This window comes from Aliarcobacter cryaerophilus ATCC 43158 (assembly GCF_003660105.1).
In the GTDB taxonomy this organism is placed as follows: Bacteria; Campylobacterota; Campylobacteria; order Campylobacterales; family Arcobacteraceae; genus Aliarcobacter; species Aliarcobacter cryaerophilus.
This window is the reverse complement of sequence record NZ_CP032823.1, coordinates 1,400,265-1,425,405: the sequence shown is the minus strand read 5'-3', so window position 1 is coordinate 1,425,405 and position 25,141 is coordinate 1,400,265. Positions and strand designations below refer to the sequence as shown.

At 25.4% G+C, this 25,141-nt stretch carries 24 protein-coding genes; 12 read left to right on the top strand and 12 right to left on the bottom strand.

Features of this window, described 5'->3' with window-relative positions:
* The first annotated feature begins 360 nt into the window (after positions 1–360).
* The 5 genes from ACRYA_RS07105 to ACRYA_RS07085 all read left to right on the top strand — a co-directional run bounded on the left by ACRYA_RS07105 (position 361) and on the right by ACRYA_RS07085 (position 3,926).
* On the top strand, positions 361–1,917 hold the full coding sequence (locus ACRYA_RS07105) for a hypothetical protein (protein ID WP_105918010.1): 1,557 nt from the start codon (positions 361–363) through the stop codon (positions 1,915–1,917).
* Between the two features lie 202 nt (positions 1,918–2,119).
* Entirely contained in the window at positions 2,120–3,058 is a 939-nt protein-coding gene (locus ACRYA_RS07100; RefSeq protein ID WP_105918011.1) for a zinc dependent phospholipase C family protein, read from the top strand.
* An 11-nt stretch (positions 3,059–3,069) separates the two neighbouring features.
* Positions 3,070–3,459 (top strand): hypothetical protein, encoded by a 390-nt coding sequence (locus ACRYA_RS07095; RefSeq protein WP_105918012.1) that lies wholly within the window; start codon positions 3,070–3,072, stop codon positions 3,457–3,459.
* Between the two features lie 46 nt (positions 3,460–3,505).
* Positions 3,506–3,730: an excalibur calcium-binding domain-containing protein gene (locus tag ACRYA_RS07090; protein WP_176549263.1), complete on the top strand. Its 225-nt coding sequence runs from the start codon at positions 3,506–3,508 to the stop codon at positions 3,728–3,730.
* 70 nt (positions 3,731–3,800) lie between these two features.
* Positions 3,801–3,926: a YHYH domain-containing protein gene (locus ACRYA_RS07085; protein WP_105918013.1), complete on the top strand. Its 126-nt coding sequence runs from the start codon at positions 3,801–3,803 to the stop codon at positions 3,924–3,926.
* Positions 3,927–3,978: 52 nt separating this feature from the next.
* On the opposite strand, the gene ACRYA_RS07080 is transcribed toward ACRYA_RS07085, so the two are convergent.
* The 9 genes from ACRYA_RS07080 to ACRYA_RS07040 all read right to left on the bottom strand — a co-directional run bounded on the left by ACRYA_RS07080 (position 3,979) and on the right by ACRYA_RS07040 (position 14,540).
* Positions 3,979–4,635, bottom strand: coding sequence for an endonuclease (locus tag ACRYA_RS07080; RefSeq protein WP_105918014.1), 657 nt, complete (start codon positions 4,633–4,635; stop codon positions 3,979–3,981).
* A gap of 602 nt (positions 4,636–5,237) precedes the next feature.
* Positions 5,238–6,317: a restriction endonuclease subunit S gene (locus ACRYA_RS07075; protein WP_105917899.1), complete on the bottom strand. Its 1,080-nt coding sequence runs from the start codon at positions 6,315–6,317 to the stop codon at positions 5,238–5,240.
* Position 6,318: 1 nt separating this feature from the next.
* Entirely contained in the window at positions 6,319–9,186 is a 2,868-nt protein-coding gene (locus ACRYA_RS07070) for an HsdM family class I SAM-dependent methyltransferase (protein WP_105917900.1), read from the bottom strand.
* Positions 9,187–9,246: 60 nt separating this feature from the next.
* Positions 9,247–10,185: a tyrosine-type recombinase/integrase gene (locus tag ACRYA_RS07065; RefSeq protein ID WP_105918279.1), complete on the bottom strand. Its 939-nt coding sequence runs from the start codon at positions 10,183–10,185 to the stop codon at positions 9,247–9,249.
* 66 nt (positions 10,186–10,251) lie between these two features.
* Positions 10,252–10,833, bottom strand: a complete 582-nt coding sequence (locus ACRYA_RS07060; protein WP_105918278.1) for a TniQ family protein — start codon at positions 10,831–10,833, stop codon at positions 10,252–10,254.
* Positions 10,830–11,735 carry a TniB family NTP-binding protein gene (locus ACRYA_RS07055; RefSeq protein ID WP_105918277.1) on the bottom strand — a complete coding sequence of 302 codons (906 nt, stop codon included), beginning with the start codon at positions 11,733–11,735 and terminating at the stop codon, positions 10,830–10,832. Before ACRYA_RS07055 ends, ACRYA_RS07060 begins: the two co-directional genes overlap by 4 nt.
* Entirely contained in the window at positions 11,732–13,606 is a 1,875-nt protein-coding gene (locus ACRYA_RS07050; RefSeq protein WP_121443301.1) for a TnsB C-terminal domain-containing protein, read from the bottom strand. Before ACRYA_RS07050 ends, ACRYA_RS07055 begins: the two co-directional genes overlap by 4 nt.
* Positions 13,607–14,245: a TnsA endonuclease N-terminal domain-containing protein gene (locus tag ACRYA_RS07045; protein WP_121443300.1), complete on the bottom strand. Its 639-nt coding sequence runs from the start codon at positions 14,243–14,245 to the stop codon at positions 13,607–13,609.
* A gap of 52 nt (positions 14,246–14,297) precedes the next feature.
* Complete coding sequence (locus ACRYA_RS07040) at positions 14,298–14,540, bottom strand: hypothetical protein (protein ID WP_105918294.1); 243 nt, start codon at positions 14,538–14,540, stop codon at positions 14,298–14,300.
* A 574-nt stretch (positions 14,541–15,114) separates the two neighbouring features.
* Between ACRYA_RS07040 and ACRYA_RS07035 the strand changes: the two genes are divergently transcribed.
* From ACRYA_RS07035 to ACRYA_RS07025, 3 genes are all read left to right on the top strand, one after another.
* Complete coding sequence (locus ACRYA_RS07035) at positions 15,115–15,735, top strand: ATP-binding protein (protein WP_228199734.1); 621 nt, start codon at positions 15,115–15,117, stop codon at positions 15,733–15,735.
* A gap of 76 nt (positions 15,736–15,811) precedes the next feature.
* Entirely contained in the window at positions 15,812–17,071 is a 1,260-nt protein-coding gene (locus ACRYA_RS07030) for a putative Na+/H+ antiporter (RefSeq protein ID WP_105918295.1), read from the top strand.
* A gap of 12 nt (positions 17,072–17,083) precedes the next feature.
* A complete protein-coding gene (locus ACRYA_RS07025; RefSeq protein WP_105918296.1) occupies positions 17,084–17,572 on the top strand; it encodes a hypothetical protein in 489 nt (162 codons plus the stop codon).
* On the opposite strand, the gene ACRYA_RS07020 is transcribed toward ACRYA_RS07025, so the two are convergent.
* A complete protein-coding gene (locus ACRYA_RS07020; RefSeq protein ID WP_105918297.1) occupies positions 17,569–17,826 on the bottom strand; it encodes a hypothetical protein in 258 nt (85 codons plus the stop codon). The genes ACRYA_RS07025 and ACRYA_RS07020 overlap by 4 nt on opposite strands.
* An 84-nt stretch (positions 17,827–17,910) precedes the next feature.
* Between ACRYA_RS07020 and thiI the strand changes: the two genes are divergently transcribed.
* Positions 17,911–19,368, top strand: coding sequence for a tRNA uracil 4-sulfurtransferase ThiI (gene thiI / locus ACRYA_RS07015; RefSeq protein WP_105918298.1), 1,458 nt, complete (start codon positions 17,911–17,913; stop codon positions 19,366–19,368).
* A 17-nt stretch (positions 19,369–19,385) separates the two neighbouring features.
* On the opposite strand, the gene ACRYA_RS07010 is transcribed toward thiI, so the two are convergent.
* Positions 19,386–20,174, bottom strand: a complete 789-nt coding sequence (locus ACRYA_RS07010) for an exodeoxyribonuclease III (RefSeq protein ID WP_105918299.1) — start codon at positions 20,172–20,174, stop codon at positions 19,386–19,388.
* A complete protein-coding gene (locus ACRYA_RS07005) occupies positions 20,174–20,416 on the bottom strand; it encodes a hypothetical protein (protein ID WP_105918300.1) in 243 nt (80 codons plus the stop codon). Before ACRYA_RS07005 ends, ACRYA_RS07010 begins: the two co-directional genes overlap by 1 nt.
* 95 nt (positions 20,417–20,511) lie before the next feature.
* Between ACRYA_RS07005 and ACRYA_RS07000 the strand changes: the two genes are divergently transcribed.
* The 3 genes from ACRYA_RS07000 (at position 20,512) to ACRYA_RS06990 (ending at position 25,072) form a co-directional block, all read left to right on the top strand.
* Positions 20,512–21,261: a sulfite exporter TauE/SafE family protein gene (locus tag ACRYA_RS07000; RefSeq protein WP_105918301.1), complete on the top strand. Its 750-nt coding sequence runs from the start codon at positions 20,512–20,514 to the stop codon at positions 21,259–21,261.
* Between the two features lie 267 nt (positions 21,262–21,528).
* Complete coding sequence (locus tag ACRYA_RS06995; protein ID WP_105918302.1) at positions 21,529–22,875, top strand: TolC family protein; 1,347 nt, start codon at positions 21,529–21,531, stop codon at positions 22,873–22,875.
* Positions 22,876–22,888: 13 nt separating this feature from the next.
* On the top strand, positions 22,889–25,072 hold the full coding sequence (locus tag ACRYA_RS06990) for a type I secretion system permease/ATPase (RefSeq protein ID WP_105918303.1): 2,184 nt from the start codon (positions 22,889–22,891) through the stop codon (positions 25,070–25,072).
* Positions 25,073–25,141 lie beyond the last annotated feature (69 nt).

Genomic DNA, 25,141 nt, shown 5'->3' with positions numbered 1-25,141 from the left:
TATAATGAGAATTTAAAAGTACACTGTTAAAAAATAAGTTCTTAAAATTTAACTAAATGAATTTTTATCTATTTATTTTAAATATATTGATAATATGTTGTTTGTAAAATGTCTTTTAACTTAAGATAATCTTAATAGTATTCGCAATACACTTAAATTAAATAAATATGATTTTTAGGTGGTTATGGCTACCTTTTTAATAAAATTATAGATTTAAACTTAAAGTAAATATCATTTATTATAATTTTAAAATATTATTAATGTGAAGAATATTTTAAATATAATTTAAATATTTAATATCTTTTAATTTAAGAGATTTAAAATTTTTGTATAAAATTATTTTGATATTAAGGAATAGTTATGTCTGATTTAGAATTAGAAGAATTTTCATTAACTTATTTTCCAAAAGATAAAAGAGTTGTGGTTTTTTCATATGGTAATATTTATCAACAAGAAACAAATTTTAAATTAGCTTTAATTCTAAAAGAAATGTTAGAAGAGAATCCTGAATATTTCTTAGTATATATAAATTTAAAAGATATGGCAAATTTTCCAATAGGTTCAATTATTGATAATCAAAAGAAGCTTAATACATTCGCTGGTACAAAAGTTAATTTACTATTAAATTTAGAAAAGGTTGACTCAAAAATGTTATTTGAAATATCAGAATTGAGACAAGAGTTAGTATTACCAAACTTTCCAAAAAAAATTGATAACTTTAATGCTAAATATCATATTCAAGGGCAATATTATTTTATTTTAAAAGATGAAAATACAAATAAGAATGTATATATTCCTCATTATGAAGTTGCTAGATGGTTTTATTTTACAACACCATCAATGACAAAACAAATTTTATCGGCATCATTAAGAGAAGAATCTTCTATATTAAAAGGTTTATATAAAGATATAACACATATAAATTTAAACTCTAAAGAAATTATATTAACTCAAAATGCCAATACAAATGATGCTTCAAATATCTATAGATATGCTACAGATGAATATTCAAATAATTCTTGGCATCAAGTTAGAAGAAATTTAACAGCAAGTGCACAAGAAATAAAATTAATAAAACAAGAAAAAGGTTATTTAAATAATTCAAATGAGATGAAACTCAAAGTTGATTTTCCCATAATAGAGGAGATATCTTTAAATGCAAGAGTTAAAATATTATCTGATGGTTCATTTTTAGTATTAAAATTTATAAATGAAGATAGTACTTATGATTTTGAAACTTTATTCATTAAAATTGAAAGAAAAAATAAGACAAATGAGCCAGTAGGAATAGTTAGAAAAAGAAAAGCTTCTAAAAAGAAATTATCTAAAAAGATTACAAATAATACACCAAAAGAAGATTTTACTCCTATTTCTATCAATAATGAATCTGAAGACTTTGAGGAAAGATTAGATTTGAAATCTAAAGATATTATAAAAATTGTAGAATATATTGATGAGGAAGATATTTCACAGTTAGAAGAAAATTTTAATAGTGATAGAAAAATTGATTTAAGTACAAAAGATTCTGAATCAAATGGTGATGAGAATACTGCTGGTGGCTTGATTGAAAATGAAAATCCTAAGAATGATGATAGAGAATATTTAAATTTAACAGATTTTAAAAATATGTTATTTGAATATTCAAAAGAAAATGAAGAATTTAGTTTTAACATCCAACTTGAAAATTATCTTCCTCAAAAGCCAGAAAATGAAATTAATAAAAAAAGGAAATGGAGAAAAGCTAAATTAGCTGATGATAAAACACAAAGAAAATATTTAGCTGTTTCCATTGAATATAATAATAAAAACTTTATATTAATTGAAATAGAACGAGATGTATTTGTAGATGGATTGAGTACTTTAATTATTTGGGATAATGATTATTCCAAAATTGATACTTCAATTATTTATCAGTAGTAAGAAATTTTGTTTATGAAAATGGAAGATGGCTAAAAAATTATGAAGAGTTTACTTTTAACAAAGATTTTTTAGAGCATCCTAAAGATGAAAATAAAAGTAAAATAAAGGAATGGTATTCTAGATTGATAACAAAAATAACTAAATAGCTTAATATTTAAAGAATAATTTTAATAATCTATATAAAATAAAGGGGAAAATAATGGCAGGAGCGTATGCACATTTAACTGTTGTAAATAAAGCATCTAATGAAAGTGAATTAGAAAAATTAGGTTTTAGTAAAGAGTCACTTATTTCATTGGGAGATTACTTAACTTTTACAGAGTTGGGTTCTGTTAGTCCAGATTATCCATATCTTGCAATGACTAAAAAACATAAAAAATGGGCAGATTTAATGCATTTAGAAATGAAAACGAGATCTTTTATTTTAAAAGGTATTGAAGAAGTTAAAGCAATTAAAGATAAAGAGGATAAAAGAAAAGCTTTTGCTTGGCTCTGTGGTCTTGCTGGGCATATTGTTACAGATGTTGTTATTCATCCTGTAGTTGAGCTAAAAGTAGGTACTTATGAAGGAAATGAATCAGCTCATAGAAATTGTGAAATGCATCAAGATGTTTATATTTATAAAAAAATTACAGGTTATGGAGAAATTTTTGAAACTGAACAATTATCTTTATTTGGTAAAGAGTGTAGTGATAATGGAGATACTGATAAATTAAATAAAACAATTTCTTTAGTTTGGGGTAAAATGTTAGAAGTTCTAAGTGCTAATGAATATACTATTAACAAACCTGAATTTGATACATGGCATATGAGATTTCATTCATTGGTATCAGCAATAGAAGAAACTCAGAATTTTCCTACTATCTCAAGACATGTAATAGGTTTAAATTCTGGAGCAATATATCCTAAGTTTGAAGAAGTAAATAGAAAAGAATTTATTGAAAATTTAAAAGTACCTGGAAATCAGACTATGCACTATGATGATATATTTGATAAAGTGGTATCTCAAGTTCAACAAACTTGGAAAGTTTTAGATGAAGCAGTATTTGGTAATGATGTTACTAATTTAGACTATTTTGCAGATTGGAATCTGGATAATGGCAGAACATCTTCTGGTAAATTAGAATATTGGGCATAAGGATTAGAAGTATGAAAATAATAACATTTAAAAAAAGTTTATTGATCATTTTATTAATTAGTTTAAGCGGTTGTAGTTTAAAAAGTAATGATGATTTAATTGAGTTAAAACCTAATCTAAACAATCTTACTAAAAGAGCGAATAATGCTATAGAAAGAAGAGATATCGCAGTAGATGATGTAATAGAATTTCTTATCAAAAAAGATTCTATACTAATGGAAAATTTTAAAGATTATGATTTAAAAGTAAAGTATGAAAATGAAGTTACTGTGGTTCTTGTATGTAAAGATAATAAAGCGATTTATGAAGATTTATCTTGTGATTTAAAAATTGATAATGACTATATAAATGATAACAAAGAATGTGGTTTTTATATTAAAAATCCAGTTTGTGAAAAATAAATTTTAAAATTTAGTTAAAATTTAGAAAATGTGAAGGAATTAATTTATGAAAAAGATTTTTATAATAATGATAGTTTCAGTTTCTTTATTCTCTGCTGAAAGTAAAAAAACTAAACAAGAAGATAAGAAACAAGGGTTTAAATGCGAAGGAAAAAAATATTGTAAAGAAATGAAAAGTTGTGCTGAAGCAAAGTTTTATTTAACACAATGTGGATTAACAAGATTAGATAGGGATAAAGATGGAATTCCTTGTGAAACAATTTGTAAATAAAATGCAATAATAATTTAATGCATTCTTTAATTTATATGATACAATTAAAAAATTTACACAAGGAGTTAAAATGAAAAAAACATTTTTAGTAATTTTAGGATTAGGTATTTTAGCATCTTTATTTGCTCATTCTGGTAGAACAGATTCTTCTGGATGTCATACTGACCATAAAACTGGTGTTTATCATTGCCATTAAGAAAATATTTTAATAAGGTAAAAATATTATAATTTTACCTTATTGAATAGTATCATTTATACTTTTCAATTCTTTTATTTTTTTCAATTTCCCATTCACTTATTGGGTCTTGTCTATCCCAAGCTTCCATTAATTTTTTTTCTTGGTCTGATAAATTGATATTATATGTTTTACTCATATATAAATATGTTCTTGCTATATCACCTTTTATTTCATCTTTTACATAAGCTCTTTTTGCATCAAAATCTACTTCAAATTTACATTCTCCATACATTCCAACTTTTGGTTTATCAGCTCCATATCTTAAATTACTTCTATCAGCATTTAATTCACCAATTGCTGGAACTAAATTATGCATATCAGCCTCCATTTTATTAAATAAAGGGTCTTTTTTACAAGCTTTTCTTCCACCTTCACGCCAACAAGGTAAATGTCTTCCAAAGTTTTCAGCTGGCATTATATGTTCCCATTCTATTCTATTGGTTCTTTCGTTTATTTTACCTTTTTTAGTTAATTCATTTCTTGGAACATAACCACAACTATCTCTATCAATCATATTATTTTTATTTGATGGGTCATATTTACAACCACAATAAAAAGTTGTTTGATTATCTTTATATATAACATTTAATATCTTTTTTGATTTACTAAATGATTCAGCATATATTGATGATACTATTAATAGTAACAATAAAAATATTTTTTCCAAATATTTTCCTTTTTGTTTGAAGTTTTGAATTATAGTTAATTTTCTTTTCAAATTAATATAAAATAAGTTATTTCTATAATAAATCTAAATTTGACGCTATTATGTAGTACTTACAAAAAATGATTTTTAGTTAAATATGTTGTTAGTTGTTAAATTTTTATAAAATTTTTAAAAGATAAATTATATTATTTCCCTTTTTATCTTTGTTGGTAGCTTTTTATGATATGTGTAACTCTATGTAATATTTATGGTACTCTATAAAAGGACTCATTTGTATAAGTACAAAGGTTTTTATACCTTTATAGTTATTATATTATAGGGTTTGATTTTTTATAAAAGATTTATCTAAATTATTTAAAAATTGAGTCGGTTGGCACAGAATTATATGTACTTGTAAATCTGAACACTTTTTTTTGTCTTGTATTTACTCGTTAATTTTTCAAATTAAACAATTGATTAACTGCTTCTTGTTGCATTTCTTTATTTGCAAAATTTACAATATAAATAGAAATATTTTGTTGATAAAAAGCTTCTATGAAGCAATAAAAATTACAGATTATTTTAAAACTATTTCGATAGAATGAATCATTAATAATAAAGAATTATATAGAGTACTTTTCTAAAATATTTTCTAAATTCTTTTTTATTTGTATCAATTTATGATACTCTGAATATATTTTATTTTGAATTGCTAAATTAATCTCACCATTATCATCAACTGGAATATCAACTTCTATATTAGCAATTTGTTCTTCATACAACATACCTTGAGCATCTTTTGCTATTACCTGATTATAAAGTATTGGTTGTATTTGTTGTCTTACCCATTTCAAATTCAACTCAACCTTTGGAATTAAAACTCCGCAATGGTCATTCGGGTAAAACTCATAATCTCTATGAAATATAGTTCCACATTTAGCCCCATCTTTAGTCCAGGTTAAACATTCCTCACTAACATAAACTTTTTTTGAATTTTTTTCTATGCTTGTAAGCCATTTTCTATCTCCATACCAAGCTATGCCTTCATTCTTTGTTTGAGATGTTACAGCTGGAAAATCACCAGAATTATTGTATATATCATTTTGTGTAATTCTACGACCAGATGTAATATCAAATAGTTCTTTCATTAAAAAGATTTTACTTTTTGAAATAATTTTTTTACTAATTTGATTATTAAGTTTTTTTAGAATACTAATTAATAAATTAAGTTTATTTATTCTTATATCAAATTCTTTAACTAGTTTGTCTTGTAAATTTATATTAATAATATTAACTTCAATATTATCAACTTGTTCTTTCATTAATTTAGAATTTCCACCTTTAGAAGTAACATATTTTTTAGATTCTAAATTAAGATATAAAGCCAACCATTGCGGAGAAATAATTTTTTGATATTTCTTCTTTATTATAATTTTCCCACATACATTAGTAAAAAGAAAAGGTTCATGTCTTAAAATAAAATTACCAGCATTACCATCCGTAGTCCATGTTATTTCACCTGCTTCTCCCTTTGCATTAGAGTCATTGTAAAATGACATATTTACAGTTCCAATCAATCCTTGATTTTTTGTATTTGATGAATACACAGGAATTCCATTTTTATTATAATTATAATAAATATTTTCTTCTGAAATAACCTCTCCTCTAACTGTATAAGCTATTTCACTTAGTAAAGTTTTCATACTATTCTCCAAATAACTTTTTAATCTCTAAAATTAATTCTTTATTTTCTTTCTCAAAATCTTCAAGAATTAAAGATTGTGTTTTAGCTTCTCTAAAATATTTTTCTGGGGTACATACCAATGTTTTTCTAATTATAGGATTTAATTTATCGATAAAACTACTCCTAAAAGAATCATATTCTAAACCATAATTTTCAATTTGTTCAATGTAGGCTTCTTTTATTTCATTTTCTTCTAAATCAATAATATCTTCTATCGAGTTTAATAAATAAATTTTTTGGAAAATTTTTTTAATTTTAGTAGATTGTTGAACTGAAGTTAATGGTTTAAAATCCTCTTCACTTTTTAGCCAGTATTTAGGATTCTTATTGTTAAAGTTATAATTTATTCCAGCAATTTCTAAAATCTGTTCATAACATTTCTTTAAAGTATACCTTCCATCTTTATCTATTGTTAGATCTTTTGAGTGCTTGATTTTTAGATTTTTATTAGGTATATTGCTATTTACAATTTCAACTATATCTTTAACAGTTAAAGCTTTTGGTTCAACAGTTTTCGTATTATCTCTAAAAATTCCTTTTTTGCTATCAAATGTTAGTTCATGATCTTTTTGTAGAATTTCAAATATTTTTTCTTTTACTCTAATTTCTTCATCATTTAAAGTATCAATATTTTCAATAATCTTTTCTATATTAATTTTCTCTTCAACTTCTCTATTCAGTCTTCTTAAAACTTCTTCTACAGATACAGTTTGATAAGTAATAAATTCGTCTTTTAAGATTTCTTTTAATGAAATATAACCATACTTTAATCCTTCAATTTTTTCCTCCCATTCGTTGTAAAATTCTTCACCTTTCAATTGAGTTTTTCTTTTATATCTTTCAATTATTAAAGAATCGTTTGTACTTCCATCGATTCCTCTCCACTGACTAAACTCGTCATGTAAATATTTACCATTTTCATCCATTCTATCAGTTCTAAATCTTTTATCGGAATTTGCGAAACCATCATTATCTACAATATAACTCCAAATATCAGGATCATTTTCTATTTGATTAATATCTTTCAATGGAATCAATCTTTTTTCAAAGAATATTGCATATGTTTTCTCATGTGTGTATGGTGCAAAAGCATGTTTAGGAAGACTCACTATCTTTTCAATTTTACAGTATTTTAATAACCAAACTCTTAATGGTGATAAAGTTGTAGCTTCTAATATCCCATCAGGGATAATAGCCATAGCCCTTCCTTTTGGTAATAACATATCAACTATTTTAACAAGAAAATTAACTTCTAACCTTTGATTATTTATTACAGGCTTTATGACAGTTTCAGTTCCTTCTTGAAAAGAATAATTTACAGTATATGTTCCTTTCCCATAAGGTGGATTTGTAATTATATAATTGAATTTATTATTATTTATATTTTGATCTTGTAAAGTATCGGCTTTTCTAATTTCTGAAAATCCATCTCCCGATAAATACATATTGATCTTTGTTCTCGTAACATTTGCTGTATATATATCGTATCCATAGAAAGAGCTTGAAGCTAATTTTGATAAATCTATAGTTTTATAGTTTTTATGCTTTTGAGCTTCATCTTTAATATATTTAAAAAATTCTGTTAGAAAACCACCTGTACCACAAGCAGGATCGCAAATATTTTTAGGAGATTTTGCCTTAGATACTACTTGTTTATTTTCTACTTCTTCATATAATTCTCCAATAAAATCATAAGCATTTATTTCCATTAGTTCTATTAAAGTTTTAATAATATGTCTTCTTGTAAAAAATTGTCCAAAAGATTTCCTAAAATCTTTTTCTCCTAATGATTCATATACTTCACCAAATAGATCAATTTTTGAGTCGTGCAAATCATGCAATTTAGTTATTTCAGTATAAATTTTTCTTAGACTTAATAAATGATAGTCCGTTTGAAATGTTTCAAGTGTTCTTTTAAAATTGAAAGTTTCTGTATTTTCACTATCTTTTATTATAAATAGATCTGTATAGTCTTCGGAAATATCTTTTGTTAACATTTTTTCAAATATTTTATCAATGGTAGATGTTAAATTATCTCTTAAATCTTCATCATCTTCTGAATTATTATCTTTTGGATTATTTTTGTTATTTAGGCTATTCCAATTTTTAAGACCTCTAATACCCTGGTTTTTATATTTTTCTAGTATTGATTTTAAACCAATAAAAGCAATTGTAAAGTCAATAGTTTTTTGATTATCATTTTGGAGATCAGTAGTTCGATAAATATTTTTTAAACTGTATATTATATCTCTAATATTTATATCTTCTTTAATATTCTCAACTACAAATCCATGAATATCTTTTTGAGAATATATTATATTTAAAATATATTTTCCAGGAAATGCTTTTAACTCTTGACCATTAATATAAAATGGAACCCATCTATTGGATGTATGATCTAATACTCTCAAAAGTATATCTATTCCTGTAAATCCAATAACTATCCTTATGTCTTCTCCTTTTGCATTTAACCCATTTGCATAAATAATTGCTTCACTTAACGCAAGCTCTACTGATTCTTTGGGTTCTTTATCTTCTATAATTATTTTTAACTTATCATTTATAAATATTCCACAATCAATTTCACCTGTTCCGCTTGCTAGTTTAGTCTTACTTTGAATTTTAATTTCACTATTTCTAAGTTTAGTTACCGCAAGCTCTGCTTCTTTCGAAGTATAAGATAATTTATTTTTTAGAATTGAATGAACATGAGAATCAACATTTTTCTCATTTACATTAATATCTTCTATATAACTTACAAAATAATTAGTTAAATAGTTGATTGATTCCTGTTCTGTTATAACTGCTAATTTATTTATTGTTTTCATTTAATTGTATATCCCATAATTCTTTATTATTATGTATTCATTTTAATAGGATATTTTCTGTTAAGAGAGGAACTGAAAGTTTCTTCTCGGATGTTTTGTTGATAAAAGTTTTCTTTGTTGTTTCATATTTATTTGAGTATAAATTTGAGTTGTTGAGATAGATGCATGTCCCAGCATCCCTTGTATATATCTAATATCAACACCTTCTTCAAGAAGCATAGTTGCAAAACTGTGACGAAACATATGTGGAGTTAAATGTTGTTGTATATTTGCTTTTGTTTGATATTTTTTTATCATATTTGCAATAGAATGTTCTGTAAATTTATTACCTAATCTATTAATAAAAAACCACTCTTTTTTAAGTATCTCATCTTTAAATATTGATAAATATTCTTTTAAAACTGTTTTCACTTCCTGATCACAAATTTGTATATTTCTTTCTTTCCCACCTTTACCTAAAACTTTGATATTTCCAGTACTTAAATTAAAATCATTATATTTAATATTACTTACTTCTGACACTCTAAGTCCCGTTGCAAACAATAATTCTAAAATAGCAATATCTCTTGTAAGTGCTTTATATGAATATTGTTCTATGTTATTAGAATCAAATTTAATTTTATAAATATATTTAAATAGTTTTCTAATATTTTGAATTTCAATTGTTTTTGGTAGTAATTTTTGTTCTTTTATTGAAACTCTCATTTTTCTAAATGGACTTATAGTGATAATTTCATCAAATTCTAGGTGTGTAAAAAAAGCTTTTAATGTTGCTAGTTTTCTTTTAATTGATTTTGGTTTTAATTCTAAAGTATATAAATGCTGAATATATTCTTTCAATATATCTTTATTAACTTCATTAATACACATAGATTTAATATTTTTAAATGTTTTAAATTGCTCTATATCCATTGTATAAGCAGCAATTGTTTTTGGATTTAGATTTTTCTCAAATTTACAATGAAATAAAAAATCTTGTAGTAACTTGTCTATTTTCATATTTTCTCCTAAAATTGGTTTAGGTATTATCTTATAATAGTGGTAAGGGAATAATTTATTAAATAATTATAGTTTATTTCCACATTTATAACAAAATGTAAAATCTTTTTCTTGAAAAGATTTGTAAATAGTTAGAGGTGTTAAACAGTTAGTACATCTATCTAATAGTTCAATATTATGTTCCTTGCATATCGTATATTCTTTTAATCTCCATATTTTTCTAAAGTAAGGAATTTTATCTTTTTTTAAACATTGTGAACAAAACATTAATCCACCCTTTGTTTTTATATGACAATAATTCCCTAAAGCTCTTATGTTTGGAGTATTTGATTTCCCCGTAATTTTATCAGCAATTATTCCTTCTAAACTTCTAAGTGTCATATTGAAAATTATTTCTTCAGAATATCCACTTTTAAATGAAATTCTATCAATCAATTTATCTGGACACCAAATATCTAAATCTCTTTGCCATATAATATTATTTTTATATTCTTTAAAATGCATATTTGTAAACGATGTTGTAAGTGTTAAATGAGCTCGTGCAACTCGAACTAACCAAGAACTTAATAGTTCATCTTCTTGAGGTTTTGGTTTTATACGAAATTTTTTATTATTTAAATCAATATATCTTGTAACATTATTAATCATAGATCTAAAATATTATTTATATGTTTTCTAAGAGATGGTTTCGTAAAACCGGAGTTTTTTAGAGATTTTATATCAATTTTTTCAATGTGATTGTCAATTGAATATAAGGAAGCTTGAGTAATTAATTCAATAATTTCACCTATATAACCTTCGCTTGTATCAAAAACATATTCAGCTAATTCTTTATTTGAATAAATATTAGAAGCATTTTTTAATGGTAATGTTTTTTCTAAACTTGCTAACAAAGATAAATAATTTCTATCAAATTGCCATTTTTTAAGAGCAATTGGTTTAAACCTATTATTTATTTGTTCATCTGTATTTGTAGCGTGTAAAGCATCTGGAATACCAACTATTACTATCGGTATTTGAAGTTCAGTACTCAAATTTTTTAAAGAATTCATAAAGGCTTTTTGTTTTGAAACAGCACCAACAAGTATATTATGAATTTCATCGACTATTAGAATTTTTATATCACATATTTTAAAATAGTGATCAATTAATTCTCTTTTCTTATTTATTTTATCACCATTTCTATAAGGAACACAAAGGTTTTGCAATATTTTGCTAAAAAAATCACTTATAGAACCAGTTTCAGGTGCAACAATACATAAAACAGGAGTTATTGTTTCTTCTTCATTTTCATAAGGAGGATGGTTTTTTATAAATTTATTAATAATAGATGTTTTCCCATTGTTTGTTGCTCCCACTATTAACATGCATGGCATTCTACTTTTTTTTGGATGACTATACAAAAATTCTAATTTTTCTAAGATTTCTTTTGCATTAGGATAAGTTATCCATTTTTCTTCTAGAATGAATTCTTTTCTATCTTCATTTGATAAATTTAATTTTTCTCTAACAATTGGAAGTAAATTATCTAAATGTTCATTATTTTTCATATTTCAATCTCATCAAAAGGTTTAATATCTTTAAATAAATCATTAAAAGTAGAAGTCTCATTGTTTGTATTGCTTTCTATTGAAATATTTTTTGTTGATTTTATTTTTATATCATCAAATTCTTTTCTATTTTTTCTAATTTCTTTTGCTTCTTGTTCTCTTCTTACAGTTTTTGTCTTTTTAGCAGCTTCTTTTTGAATTTCTTGTAATTTATAGTAAGTTTTAAATAATACAGTTTCATCATAGTCTTTTTGATGTTTATCATCTAAATATTTTCTGATATTTCTTAAATCCCAAATGGAAATAGGTGGATAAGAAATATTTCTGTAATGAACTTCAAAATAATTCTTAATTGTAGGGTCATAAAACCAAATAACACTTATATCTCTAGGGTCTCTTTTAAACAAAAATTTTTTAGCTTTATTGTCTTTATCTTTTGCTTTAATCCAACGTCTTAAAATATCAGAATAGTAAACAATATTATCAATTTTTACACCAAACTGTTGTATTGTTCTTTCTATTGTAGGAAGTAGAGATATTTTAAAATAATCTTCATTAGAAATTTTCTCAGGTAAACCTCTGCCTGGATTATCATCATCTCCAAATATTCCTAATTCATATTTTTTTTCAGGAGTCATTCTTATTGCTGAATGAATATGTTTGTGATATTGATTGATTATATAATTTGCAAACCACTTTTCTAATTCCTTTAGTGTAAAAATTGATTTTTTTTCAGAATCATATTCTCCTCTTTTTTGTATAGATGAAAATAAAGAACCTGGAAGAGTATGTATTTCATTCATTGCTGTACCGATCATTCTCTCTATATGCCCGCCAAATTGGGGTCTTGCAACAGGTCTCCATGAGATAGTTATTCCATATTCTTCACAAACTCTTTGTAAATCTTTCGAACGAAATTCTTGAGCATTATCTATTCCTAAAGCTCTTGGAATTCCATAAATATACCATTTTCCCTCAATTCCTATTTCTCTTAAGTATTTCTCCTTTGTAAGTATTGATTGGCTTATACATTGGCTAACAGAGAAATAGCTGGGCTCATCTAAACTTATGTAGAAGCCTGTAATCATTCTACTATAGACATCAATTGCTAAAGTTAAATAAGGTCTTCCAATAGACCTTCTATATATTTCATCAACTATATCAATATCCATAGGAGTATGGTCAATTTGAATAAAATCAAGTGGATATTTACCTTCTGGAAACATACCATCTGTGTTTCTATATTTTCTATCAGCAAGCATTGCACTTTCTCTATATTTTATTTTTTTCTTTTCTTCAATTTTAGCTATTCTACTTCTAACAGTATTTTCACTAGGAGGAGTAATTCTTGCATTTTTACATTTTCTTACTATATCAAAATAGACTTTTCTAGCTGAAAACTTTTGTTGAGATAAATATAAGTCATTAATTGATTTTTGAATAATTAATTCTGTTTCTTCATTTGTTCTTAGAATTCCTTTTCCCCCTTTTGATAAATGTTTTGGTAAAAGTGAACTTAAAAGAGGATTTTCTTTATATTGAACAATCCATCTGTAAATTGTACTAATATGTAAATTATTTTTATTTGCAATATCTTCTATTTCATTTTTTGTGGTTTTTCTTGAAAGAAGAGGTGTAATGATTTCTAGTCTATTTTTTGCTTCAATCCAATGTTCTTCTGGTATATCTTCATTTATTATCAATTTAGATGATGGTTTTTCATTTTTAATATGATTTATTGAGATATTTTCTAATTTACTTGTCAATAAATTTAAACCTAAAATAGTTTTTAAATCTATTTGTTTTTTTATTTCATATTCTTGATTATTCACAAAAATTTTTGAACCAATATTTAAACTTATTTTTTCCATCTATTTAGCCTTTATAACAGAACTATTTGTTATCTTAATATACATATCTATAACAATTTTATTTAAAAAAATTAGTTGCCAAATATATGGTAGTATTTCCATTTGTTCAAATTTATTTGATGAAAAATGTTGTAATAAATCATTTACTGATATTTCTTGAAAAAGTTTCATTTTTTCTAAAATATTTTTTGAAATAGTTTTATTATTTAAATCTTTATATCTATAAAGAAACATTGCATTTTCTAAATAAATTTTATCTATATCAAGTTCTGTAAAGATTCTAAAATCTAAGTCATTTATATTTATATATTTTTCAATTTGATTAAACTTTTCTTCAAAAAATACTTTTTTTTCTTTAATTTCATCACTCATTTTGATCTCAAATACACATGGTAATAGATTTAATTCTGAATTGTAGTGAACTAAAACATCTGGAGTATATCTATAAGTAGATTTGGATCTTTGATAATAAATTCTAAAAGGTTGTTCTTCATAAGAAATTACATCATAATTAAATTCTAACAATAAATAAAAATCTCTTTCAAGAAGAGATTCATAAAAGATATTACGTTTATTCTTATAACTTGGGAAAGTACCAGTAACGCTTCTATAATTTTTAGGTATTTTACGTATAGGCATTTTAGACCTTTTTATAAATATACACACTTTAAAAGTGTGTATATTATATTTATTATCGTTCTTTATTTGCTTGAGAAAGCACAGATCCTGCTAACCCTTTTGTTAGGTCATTATACTTATCGCTTGTTAAAACTTTTGATGCTGTTGTTTCCATTTGAGCGCCCGTTTGTTTATTAGAACTATATTGAGAAAGCACAGATCCTGCTAATTCTTTTTGAATTGCAGAAGAATTTTTGTCTCTTAAAACTTGAGATGCAGTAGAAGCCATTTGTTGAGAAGATTGTTTTTTGTTCATATTTCTTATCCTTTATATATGAATTGCTACAATTTGTAATAAATTATTTTCATTTAAAGAATAAAAAAAGATTTAATCAACTATAATTAAAAAATATTTTAATACGTTATTGTAGTCTGTTAATTGCATAGCAAAACCAATAATTACTTTATTAAAGTAAAACCTTTTTTTAAAAGTTTTATTTTTTAACCGCCAAGTCTTTAAAATAAAACATTACAATTAGCACTTAATAGTGTTAATTGCTAATAGGATTCTACACTCTTATATTTATTTTGTCAATATTTTTTAATTTATCTTTATATTAAAGTTATTTTTTGCTCAAATGTTCATTGATTTTATCTTGAGACCAACCTTCAAGAGGATAATCTTGAAATTTACCAGTCATAATATTAATTTCTTGATAATCTTTTTATTTTAAAATCTACTCGCATTTATTTTTGAGTAAATAAATTTAGTAGCAATATTTAGTAATTTATTCGCAACTTTTAATAAATAAGTTAAGATTAAAAGAATACATATCAATAGTTATATTCGCAATTATTGTTGAGAATTACAAGGAAGTTCAAATGCAAAAATGGGAGAAGTTGCTTTGAGTAATCACGGAGTTCTATTTTTTGATGAGTTACCGCATTTCCCTAGCAATATTTTAGAAGCTTTACGAGAACCACTTGAGGATAATAAGATATTAATATCAAGAGTAAATAGTAAGATATTATATGAGACAAAATTCATATTTGTAAGTGCCATGAATCCTTGTCCTTGTGGAAATAAACTTTCAAGTATGAAAGAGTGTAGATGTAGTGATTTTGAAGTACAAAGATATAAAAATCGTCTTAGTGAACCATTTTTAGATAGGATTGATTTATATGTAGTGATGAATGATAGTTTTAGCGATAATAAAAATATCGTAAGCTCAAAAGAACTTCATGAAAGTGTAATAAAAGCTTTTATAAGACAAAAAAATAGAGGACAAAAAGAGTTAAATGGAAAACTAAGTGATAAAGATATAAAAAAGTATTGTATTTTAGATAACGAGAGTTCTGATATACTTGAAAAAGCTAGAGTAAATTACTCTTTATCATTTAGAAGTATAAATAAAGTTTTAAAAGTAGCAAGAACAATTGCTGATATAAATGATAATGAATTTATATCTAAAAGTGATTTACTAAAAAGTTTAAATTTTAGAAAAAGATAAAAAATATATATTTTGTTTAATTACTATTAATAATTTTTTTGTAAAATCGGACAAAATTTGCTTTAAGGATAAAAATATGTCACCATCAACACTGCAAATTATCGCTGTTACTATCTTTGCATTAGCAATTATTCATATTTTTTCAGTTAAATATTTTGAACATTTAGCACACAGAAGCGAAAAACATTCTGGACTTTTCCATCTTCTTGGAGAGATTGAGGTTGTATTTGGTATTTGGGCTATGATTTTAGTTTTATTTATGTTTATATTTTTGGGAAAAGAAGAGACAATGGACTATGTAAATAACAGAAATTATGAAGAGACGATGTTTGTATTCGTAATTATGGTTATTGCAGCAACTAGACCTATTTTAAATACAGTCTTATTTTTAGTAAAAAGAGTATCAAATATTTTGCCACTCAAAGGAGCTACTTCATTTTATTTTGTTGTAATGTGTTTAGTTCCACTTTTGGGTTCATTGATTACAGAACCAGCTGCTATGACTTTAGCAGCATTAATTTTAAGTGATAAACTATTTTCACAAGGTATTTCAAATAAATTAAAATATATAACTTTGGGAGCTTTATTTGTAAATATATCTGTTGGAGGAACTTTGACAAATTTTGCAGCACCTCCTATTTTAATGGTTGCAAAAACTTGGGAGTGGGACACAATTTTTATGTTTACAACTTTTGGTTGGAAGGCAATTATTATTACTTTTATTAATACAATTTTGATTATAGTTCTGTTTTATAAAGAACTTTCAAATATTAATATAAGAACAACAGTTAGTGATAGAGAAAAGATACCTTTTGCTATAATTCTAGTTCACTTTATATTTCTTTTTTTAGTGGTATATTTTGGACATTATCCAGCATTTTTTATGAGTATATTCTTGTTATTCTTGGGAGTTACATATGCTTATCAACAATATCAAGATAGATTGATGCTGAGGGAGGGTCTTTTGGTTGCATTCTTTTTGGGTGGTTTGGTAATATTAGGTGGTCAGCAAGAGTGGTGGCTAAAAGATATTATATCAAATTTGAGTAACCCAGAAGCATTTTTAGGAGCAATAACATTAGGAGCATTTACTGATAATGCTGCTATTACTTATTTAGGTTCTTTAGTTGAAGGATTAAGTGATGAGTTTAAGTATTATTTAGTTGCCGGAGCTGTTACTGGTGGGGGATTGACTATTATAGCAAATGCACCAAATCCAGCAGGTGCTGCAATACTAAAAAGTCATTTTCAAGATAACTCTATTGACCCTAGATTTTTATTTTTAGGAGCATTAATTCCTACAATAATTTCTAGTTTATGTTTTATATTTTTATAAGGATAATAAAAAATGGTTTGTAATTTTGCTAAATTTGCAAGGACAAATAAGAGTTTGATAGTTTTTTCAAACGCATTTGACCATATTGAGGTTTTTAAAAAATTTTATAAAGAGAAAGTAAAACCAAATGAGTTTGGTTTTGTAAAAATAAATAGTGATAGGATTTGTCTTTTACATGAAGATTTGAAATGCGATTTAATACAAGGAAAAACAACAGAAGATTTAAGAGATAAACTTTTAGGTTCTTTTGTGACAGAATCTAGATATATTATTACATCTTCAAAGTTTATTATTTTCCCAAAGAAATTTAGTTTTAAAAGAGTTGCAAATAGAATTTTTACAGATTTTGTGATTCAAGGGGCTGGTGAAATTACACTAGAAAAAGTAGATAATGAAATTTTGGTTAAGTGTTTTGGAGAGTCAAAAGTATTAAATGTAAAATCAAGACAAATAGACGCTATGATTATAAAAGATGAGCTTGAAGCTGAGTTTAACGATTAAAACTCATCTTCCTCGTCGCACTCACCATCAAAGCAGTAAACACACTCTTCATCAAAAAATGAATACTCATCATAGCAATAAAATTTTTCACAACTATCACATTTAAAACAGTCGTATTCTTTTGCCAATTTTTGTTCTAGCTCTTCCGCACTAAAATTTGAGTTTTCTACAAAATCATCAAAGATTTTATATACATTTTTATTGTCTTCATTTTTTAGTTCTTTTGCTAAATCTTCTAAAGTTTCTAAAGCCATATTTCGCCTTTTAAATATTGTAAAAGCTGTATTATCTCAAAAAATGGTATAATCGCAACTTAAAAAAATATAGGTAAGCAAATAATGATAGAAAAAGAGATAAAAACACAAAAATTTATAGTTAAATATTTTACAGAAATTATGATAAAAGGTGATAGAGCAAAAAAACAGATGCTAAATCAACTTCTAATGAATCTACACAAACTTTCAAAAGATATTTCAAATGAGATAGTTTTAAAAAAGTTTTTTGATAAAATTGAACTAGTTACTCCTTTAGAATTTTCTTCAGTTTTAAAAGATAAACTTTTACAAACTCCTGGAATAGATAAAGTTTTAGAAGCTATACAAATAAACGAAATGGATAGCTTAGATAAGATAAAAGTTGAAGTAAACAGATATATGTCAAATGAAATAGTTGATAAAACATTTGTAATACGAGCAAAAAGAGTTGGAACTCAAGATTTTAAATCTATGGATATTGAGCAAACTGTTGGTGGCTATATGCTAGCACACAATAAAACAAAAGGTGTTGATCTTAGAAATGCTGAAGTTACTATAAAACTTGAGTTAGAACATAATAAATTAAATATTATTACACAAAGATATACTGGATTAGGTGGTTTTCCACTTGGTAGTCAAGGTGAGATTTTATCTTTGATGTCAGGTGGATTTGATTCAACTGTTGCTTCATATTTATCTATTAAAAGAGGGCTTAAGACACACTTTATATTTTTTAATTTAGGTGGAATTGCTCATGAAATTGGAGTTAAACAAGTATCTTGGTATTTGTGGAATAAATTTGCTTCAACTCACAGAGTCTCTTTTATTACTATTCCTTTTGAAGATGTTGTAGGACAAATTTTTAAAGATATTAGCCCCTCATATATGGGAGTTATGTTAAAAAGACTTATGATAATGGCTGCTCAACAAGTTGCGAAAGATATGAAAATTGATGCTTTAATAACAGGTGAAAGCGTTGCTCAAGTTTCAAGTCAAACATTAAGAAACTTAAGTTTAATAGATAGTGTAAGTGATATTTTGATTTTAAGACCGCTAGCTATGATGAGTAAGCCTGATATTATTGATATTGCAACAAAAATTGGTACGAAGAAATTTGCAGAAGCAATGCCTGAATATTGTGGAGTTATATCTCAAAATCCTGTAACTGCTGGTAGTTATGATAGAGTTGAAAAAGAGTCAAAAAAGTTTGATTACACTATTTTAGATGAAGCTATTAAAAATGCAAAAATCAAAAATATTGATGAGGTATTAGATGATGTTTGTGAAGTTGGGACTTTGGAAGTTGTAAATGTTGTTGGTGAAAATGAAATAGTAGTTGATATAAGACAAAGTAACGATATATTAGAAGCTTCTTGTGAAGTTTTAAAAATACCATTTTATGATTTAAAAAAAGAGTTTAAAAAATTAGATAACTCAAAGACTTACCTATTATATTGTGATAAAGGTGTTTTAAGTCAACTACACGGACAATATTTAAAAGATGAAGGAAAATATACAAATATAAAGGTTTTTAGACCTTAATATTTGTAAAAAAATTTCTAAATCTCAATTTCAAGTCCAATAGGACAGTGGTCACTTCCAAAAATATCATCTAAAATATAGGCATCTTTTACAAAATCTTTTAAATCTTCACTCACATAAAAGTAGTCAATTCTCCAGCCAACATTATTTTCTCTAGCATTTGCTCTATAGCTCCACCACGAGTATTTGTCTTTTAAGTCACCATGTATTAGTCTAAAAGTATCAATATATCCTTGATTTAAAAACTTTGTTATCCAATCTCTCTCCATTTTTAAAAAACCACTTGTATTTTCATTTGCTTTTGGACGTGCAATATCAATTTCAGTATGAGCTGTGTTTACATCTCCACAAACAATTATTGATTTTCCATCTTTTTTCAAATTTTCACAATGTTTTAAGAATCTATCATAAAACTCCATTTTGTATTTAAGTCTTTCTTCCTTACTTTGACCATTTGGAAAATATACATTAAAAAATGCTATATCTTTGTTTCCTAAATTAAAATGAACTTCATTTATTCGTCCCTCATTTAAAATATCAACACTAGGGCAAGTACAATCAAAAGTAGTATTAATATCTGAAAATAGGGCTGTTCCACTTCTTCCTTTTATTGCTGACTCACTAGCAGTTTTAAAATTAAACTCTTTATTAAAAATTGTTTTTGGAATTTGATTTTTCATTGATTTCGTCTCTTGAACTCCTAAAATATCAATATTGTAATCATCTACCCATTTAAGAGCCTCTTTTTTATCAACTGCTCGGATACCATTTACATTCCAAGAGATGAATTTATATCTTTTTGTCATTATTTTCTAATTTCCTTTATATCTTTTATTAAGTTTGATGGCTCTTTTGGCTGTGTTGGTGTTGTTGGTTTATTTATACCAATATTTTTAAAATCTTTATTTGATAAACTGTTTTTATCATTTAAAAGGTTTTCACTTTTTCCACCGTGCATATCTATTTTACCACTATAATTTTTATTATAGTTTGAATCTGCAAATAATAAATTTGATAAAAATATAGTAATAATAAGCAATAATTTCATATTTTTTCCTTTTTTTTTAATTCAAAGTATAACTATATTTCAATAATAAAGCCTTTATTTGGTATTTTAAGAAATCTTTTTATTGGGAAAAATATATGACAGAATTTATTTCTATTTTAACTTCAACAGAAATTATTTTAGGAGTTATTACTTTCTTAACTTCAGTTATTGCAGCTGTTGTTGGAATAGGAGGAGGAATGATGCTAATAGCAATTTTACCATCATTCTTACCTCTAAATGCACTTATTCCAGTTCATGGACTTACTCAAGTAAGTAGCAATATAAGCCGTGCTTTTTTTGGGTATAAAGATATTCAATATGAAGTAATACCAAAGTTTTTAATAGGTTCAGTTTTAGGAATAGGCTTATTTGCTGGAGTTTTGAGTTTTATTTCGCTTGAATATGTTCCACTTTTTATTGGAGTTTATATTTTGCTTTCACTTTGGAGTACAAAATTTAATGAAAAGATTAAAAGATATGAAAATTACTATTTAGCTGGATTCTTTCAAACAGGGCTTTCTATGGTTGTTGGTGCTACTGGACCACTTACTATGACTCTTTTGTTTAAAGATTATGAAGATAAAGATAAAGTTGTAGCAACTGGAGCTGCTTTGATGAGCATAACTCATTTACTTAAAGTTGTTGTTTTTATCTATTTTGGTTTTGTATTTTTTGATTTTATTTGGATTATTATCACTATGATTTTCGGAGCTGTATTTGGAAGTTTTGTTGGAACAAAAGTAAGGAATTTAATAGATGGTAAAAAATTTACAATTATTCTAAAAACACTACTTACAATTTTAGCTATAAAACTTATTGTAGATATTATAATAAAGTTAATTTAGAATTTTTCTATTATAAAAATGATATATAATTTTAATATTTTTAAAATTTAACTTTCCAGTGTAGTACTTTGTTTGACACCCACATAACATTATCAATGGTATTAATATGTAAACACGCTGATGATTTACTTTATCATGCAAAAAAAAGTGCTAGAAATTAAGTGAAAGTTAATTAGGATTAAAAGCTTATTCATAAAAAAGCAAAAAATATATGTGATTTTAGGTACAATATTTACAATTTTGTTAAAAATATTGCTTAGGATTTATATGTTTAAAATTTTATTTATATTGTTAATCTTTTTATCTGGTTTTTTAAATGCATTTTCTTTGAAAGATGGATTTATTAAAACTTTATCAAATAATCCAGATGTTCTTGTTAGAGAAAACGAATTAAAAAAAATAGCATATGATATTGACATAGCAAATGGATTATTTTACCCAACAATAAATTTTGAAGCAAGTGCTGATAATTCAAGAACTTCAAGGGACTCATATACTCCTAAAAATGGAAGATTAGAATCAAAAGATGAATATTTACTTAGATTAAACCAACCTTTATATGATGGATTTGAATCTTCATATGAAAAAAAGATTCAACAAAATAGATATGAAAGTGCAAAATTTTATTTAAAAGAGCTTCAAAATGAGTTGGCATTAAGATATGTCCAAAACTATATCAATGTTTTAAAAACAAATGAAATGTTAGATTTATCAAATGAATCATATAACATGAGTGAAGATATGTACAATAAAACATCTAGAAAAGTTGAGATGGGGTATGGAACAAAATTAGAGTATGAAAGAGCAAAAGGAAATTTAGAAGAGAGTAGTGTAAATTTATCAATTGATAGATTAAGTTTAGCAGATGCTACACAAAATTTGTATGACAATATTCAAGAAGAATTTATTTCTTCTTCTTTAACACATCCAATATTTTCATATAATCTTCCAAATACACAAAAAGAAGCTTTAGGTTATGCATTTTTGAATCATCCATCGGTTATGGTATCTTTAAAAAATATAGATGTAGCAATTTTTGAACAAAAAAGAGAGTTAAAATCATTTCATCCAAATGTAAATTTAGTTGCAACTTATAGATTAAATGATGCAAGTTATAAAGAGAACTATATGGATACTTCAAATGAATATAAAGTTGGTCTTGAGTTGGTTTATAATTTATATAATGGTGGTAAGGATTTTGCAAATAATAAAAAACTACTTCAAACAATCCAAGAAAAGAAAATTTTATTACAAAAAACAAATCAACAAATATCAAATAAATTAGCTTTATCATGGAATAGTTATCTTTTAAATTCTGAAAAATTAGAAAAATTAGAAAAATTTGTAAAAACTAGAAAAGCGGTTTTGGATGCTACTTATCAAGAATTTACTCTAGGAACTAGAGATTTAGGTAGTGTTGTTGATGCTCATTTAGATTATATATCTACTAAAAGAAATGTAATCACTACAACTTATGATTTACTTTTAGCTCATTATAGAATTTTAGATTCAATTGGGATTTTATCAGATGAGATACTAGATCAAAAAGATAAAGAAATATTTGAAAAAAACGATTCTAAAATAAATGAAATATTAAAAAATAATATAAAATAAGGGATTTAATTTAATGCATTATGATATTTTTAAAGATATTAAAGTTAAAGAGTATATAGAAAATCCTATATTGGATTGTTTAGCAATTTTTTGTAAAATGAGTGGAAGACCTTACTCTAAAGAGTCTTTAATTGCAGGTTTACCAATAGAAGATGGACATAGCTCACCTGTTTTATTTTCGAAATTTAGTTCAAAATCACTTTTTTCAAGAGCTGCGGCAAAGGCTGGATTTAAAACAAGAGTGTTAAAAACAAAACTAGAAGATATAAATCCCCTAGTACTTCCTTGTATTGTTTTATTAAATGGTAAAAATCCCAAAGATGAACTTAGGGCTTGTATTTTATTAGGTTTTGATGATGAAATGGCAAATGCAAGAATAGTTTTACCTGAAGCTGAAGATGTTGAAAATAGTGTTACTATAGAAGAGTTAAAAAAATACTATTTTGGTTTTTCTATTTTATTAAAAAAAGAGCTTAGATTTGATGATAAACAATTAACTGTAGGAGATGTAAAGGAAAGTCACTGGCTTTGGGGTACAATGAAAATTGTAAGAGATACTTATAGAGATGTTATTATAGCTTCACTACTGATTAATATTTTTGTTTTAGCAACACCTCTTTTTACGATGAATGTATATGATAGGGTTATTCCAAATGATGCAAAAGATACATTGTGGATATTATCAATTGGAGTTTTGATAGTTTATGGAATTGATGTTGTATTGAAATTTTTAAGAACTTATTTTTTAGAAACAGCTGGTAAAAAAACAGATATTATTGCATCTTCTTTAATATTTGAAAGAGTTTTAGACTTGAAAATGTCATCTATGCCATCATCTGTTGGTTCTATGGCAAACATTCTAAAAGAGTTTGAAAGTATTAGGTCTTTTATTACATCTTCAACAATATCTTTATTAATAGATTTACCTTTTATAATTATTTTTTTAATTACTATTTATTATATAGGTGGAGTTTTAGTTGTTGTTCCTATTATAATAATAATTTTTATTGTATTTTATACACTTTATGCAAAGGAAAAATTACAAAATAGCATTAAACAATCTTATGAAGCAGCTTCAATGAAAAATGGAGTTTTAATAGAGTCATTATCTTCTATTGAAACTTTAAAATCTTTGGGAGCAACTGGATATTCACAGTGGAAGTGGGAAGAAGCAACCTCTCAAATAGCTGATAAGAGTATCTCTTCAAAAACTATTTCTGCATCTATTACAACAGTAACTTCATTTTTATTACAGTTAAATACTGTTGCTATAATTATTGTAGGAACATATTTAATTGGTGAAAAGATGATTTCTATGGGTGCTTTGATTGCTGTTGTTATTATATCTTCAAGAGCTATTTCACCTATGGGTCAAGTAGCAAGTCTTTTATCAACTTTTCATCATACAAAGGTTTCATATAAAGCTTTAGATGATATTATGAACATGCCAGTTGAACATCCTCAAGGTAAGAAATTTGTAGCAAGACCAGAATATAGAGGAAATATAGAGTTTAAAAATGTAGGGTTTACATATCCAAATTCAGATAAATCAACTTTAAATAATATTAATTTTACTATTAATGAAGGGGAACATATTGCAATTATAGGAAAGATAGGCTCTGGAAAATCAACTATCCATAAACTACTTTTATCTTTGTATGTTCCAAATGAAGGTGCTATTTTGATTGATAATATAGATACAAAACAACTTGACCCTACGGAACTAAGAAAAAATATAGCTTATGTTTCTCAAGATGTACTACTTTTTAATGGAACTGTTAAAGAAAATATTGTTTATAGGCTACCTCATATTGATGATGAAAAAATTATTGAAGCAGCAACTGTAAGTGGAGTTATGGATTTTATTAATAAACATCCAAAAGGTTTTGATATGCCAGTAGGTGAGAGAGGTGCTTTCCTCTCAGGTGGTCAGCGACAAAGTATTGCAATTGCAAGAGCGATTTTACAAGACTACCCAATAGTTTTACTAGATGAGCCAACAAGTGCTATGGATAGTTCAACTGAATCTAAATTTATGAAAAATATAAAAGAGTACCTAAAAGGTAAAACTATGATTTTAGTAACTCATAAAACATCTCTTTTATCTCTAGCAGATAGAATTATTGTTATGGAAGATGGTCAAGTTGTCCTTGATGGTAAAAAAGATTATGTTGTTGATAAACTTCGTACAAAATAGTTTAATTTAATCTATTTTATACAATTTATACCAAAGTATAATTTACAAAACTTCTATTTTTAATTAATA

Coding starts and splice junctions, on each gene's coding strand:
- ACRYA_RS07105 (WP_105918010.1), top strand. CDS start 361: ATGTCTGATTTAGAATTAGAAGAATTTTCATTAACTTATTTTCCAAAA.
- ACRYA_RS07100 (WP_105918011.1), top strand. CDS start 2,120: ATGGCAGGAGCGTATGCACATTTAACTGTTGTAAATAAAGCATCTAAT.
- ACRYA_RS07095 (WP_105918012.1), top strand. CDS start 3,070: ATGAAAATAATAACATTTAAAAAAAGTTTATTGATCATTTTATTAATT.
- ACRYA_RS07090 (WP_176549263.1), top strand. CDS start 3,506: ATGAAAAAGATTTTTATAATAATGATAGTTTCAGTTTCTTTATTCTCT.
- ACRYA_RS07085 (WP_105918013.1), top strand. CDS start 3,801: ATGAAAAAAACATTTTTAGTAATTTTAGGATTAGGTATTTTAGCATCT.
- ACRYA_RS07075 (WP_105917899.1), bottom strand. CDS start 6,317: ATGAAAACTTTACTAAGTGAAATAGCTTATACAGTTAGAGGAGAGGTT.
- ACRYA_RS07070 (WP_105917900.1), bottom strand. CDS start 9,186: ATGAAAACAATAAATAAATTAGCAGTTATAACAGAACAGGAATCAATC.
- ACRYA_RS07065 (WP_105918279.1), bottom strand. CDS start 10,185: ATGAAAATAGACAAGTTACTACAAGATTTTTTATTTCATTGTAAATTT.
- ACRYA_RS07060 (WP_105918278.1), bottom strand. CDS start 10,833: ATGATTAATAATGTTACAAGATATATTGATTTAAATAATAAAAAATTT.
- ACRYA_RS07055 (WP_105918277.1), bottom strand. CDS start 11,735: ATGAAAAATAATGAACATTTAGATAATTTACTTCCAATTGTTAGAGAA.
- ACRYA_RS07050 (WP_121443301.1), bottom strand. CDS start 13,606: ATGGAAAAAATAAGTTTAAATATTGGTTCAAAAATTTTTGTGAATAAT.
- ACRYA_RS07045 (WP_121443300.1), bottom strand. CDS start 14,245: ATGCCTATACGTAAAATACCTAAAAATTATAGAAGCGTTACTGGTACT.
- ACRYA_RS07040 (WP_105918294.1), bottom strand. CDS start 14,540: ATGAACAAAAAACAATCTTCTCAACAAATGGCTTCTACTGCATCTCAA.
- ACRYA_RS07035 (WP_228199734.1), top strand. CDS start 15,115: ATGGGAGAAGTTGCTTTGAGTAATCACGGAGTTCTATTTTTTGATGAG.
- ACRYA_RS07030 (WP_105918295.1), top strand. CDS start 15,812: ATGTCACCATCAACACTGCAAATTATCGCTGTTACTATCTTTGCATTA.
- ACRYA_RS07025 (WP_105918296.1), top strand. CDS start 17,084: ATGGTTTGTAATTTTGCTAAATTTGCAAGGACAAATAAGAGTTTGATA.
- ACRYA_RS07020 (WP_105918297.1), bottom strand. CDS start 17,826: ATGGCTTTAGAAACTTTAGAAGATTTAGCAAAAGAACTAAAAAATGAA.
- thiI (WP_105918298.1), top strand. CDS start 17,911: ATGATAGAAAAAGAGATAAAAACACAAAAATTTATAGTTAAATATTTT.
- ACRYA_RS07010 (WP_105918299.1), bottom strand. CDS start 20,174: ATGACAAAAAGATATAAATTCATCTCTTGGAATGTAAATGGTATCCGA.
- ACRYA_RS07005 (WP_105918300.1), bottom strand. CDS start 20,416: ATGAAATTATTGCTTATTATTACTATATTTTTATCAAATTTATTATTT.
- ACRYA_RS07000 (WP_105918301.1), top strand. CDS start 20,512: ATGACAGAATTTATTTCTATTTTAACTTCAACAGAAATTATTTTAGGA.
- ACRYA_RS06995 (WP_105918302.1), top strand. CDS start 21,529: ATGTTTAAAATTTTATTTATATTGTTAATCTTTTTATCTGGTTTTTTA.
- ACRYA_RS06990 (WP_105918303.1), top strand. CDS start 22,889: ATGCATTATGATATTTTTAAAGATATTAAAGTTAAAGAGTATATAGAA.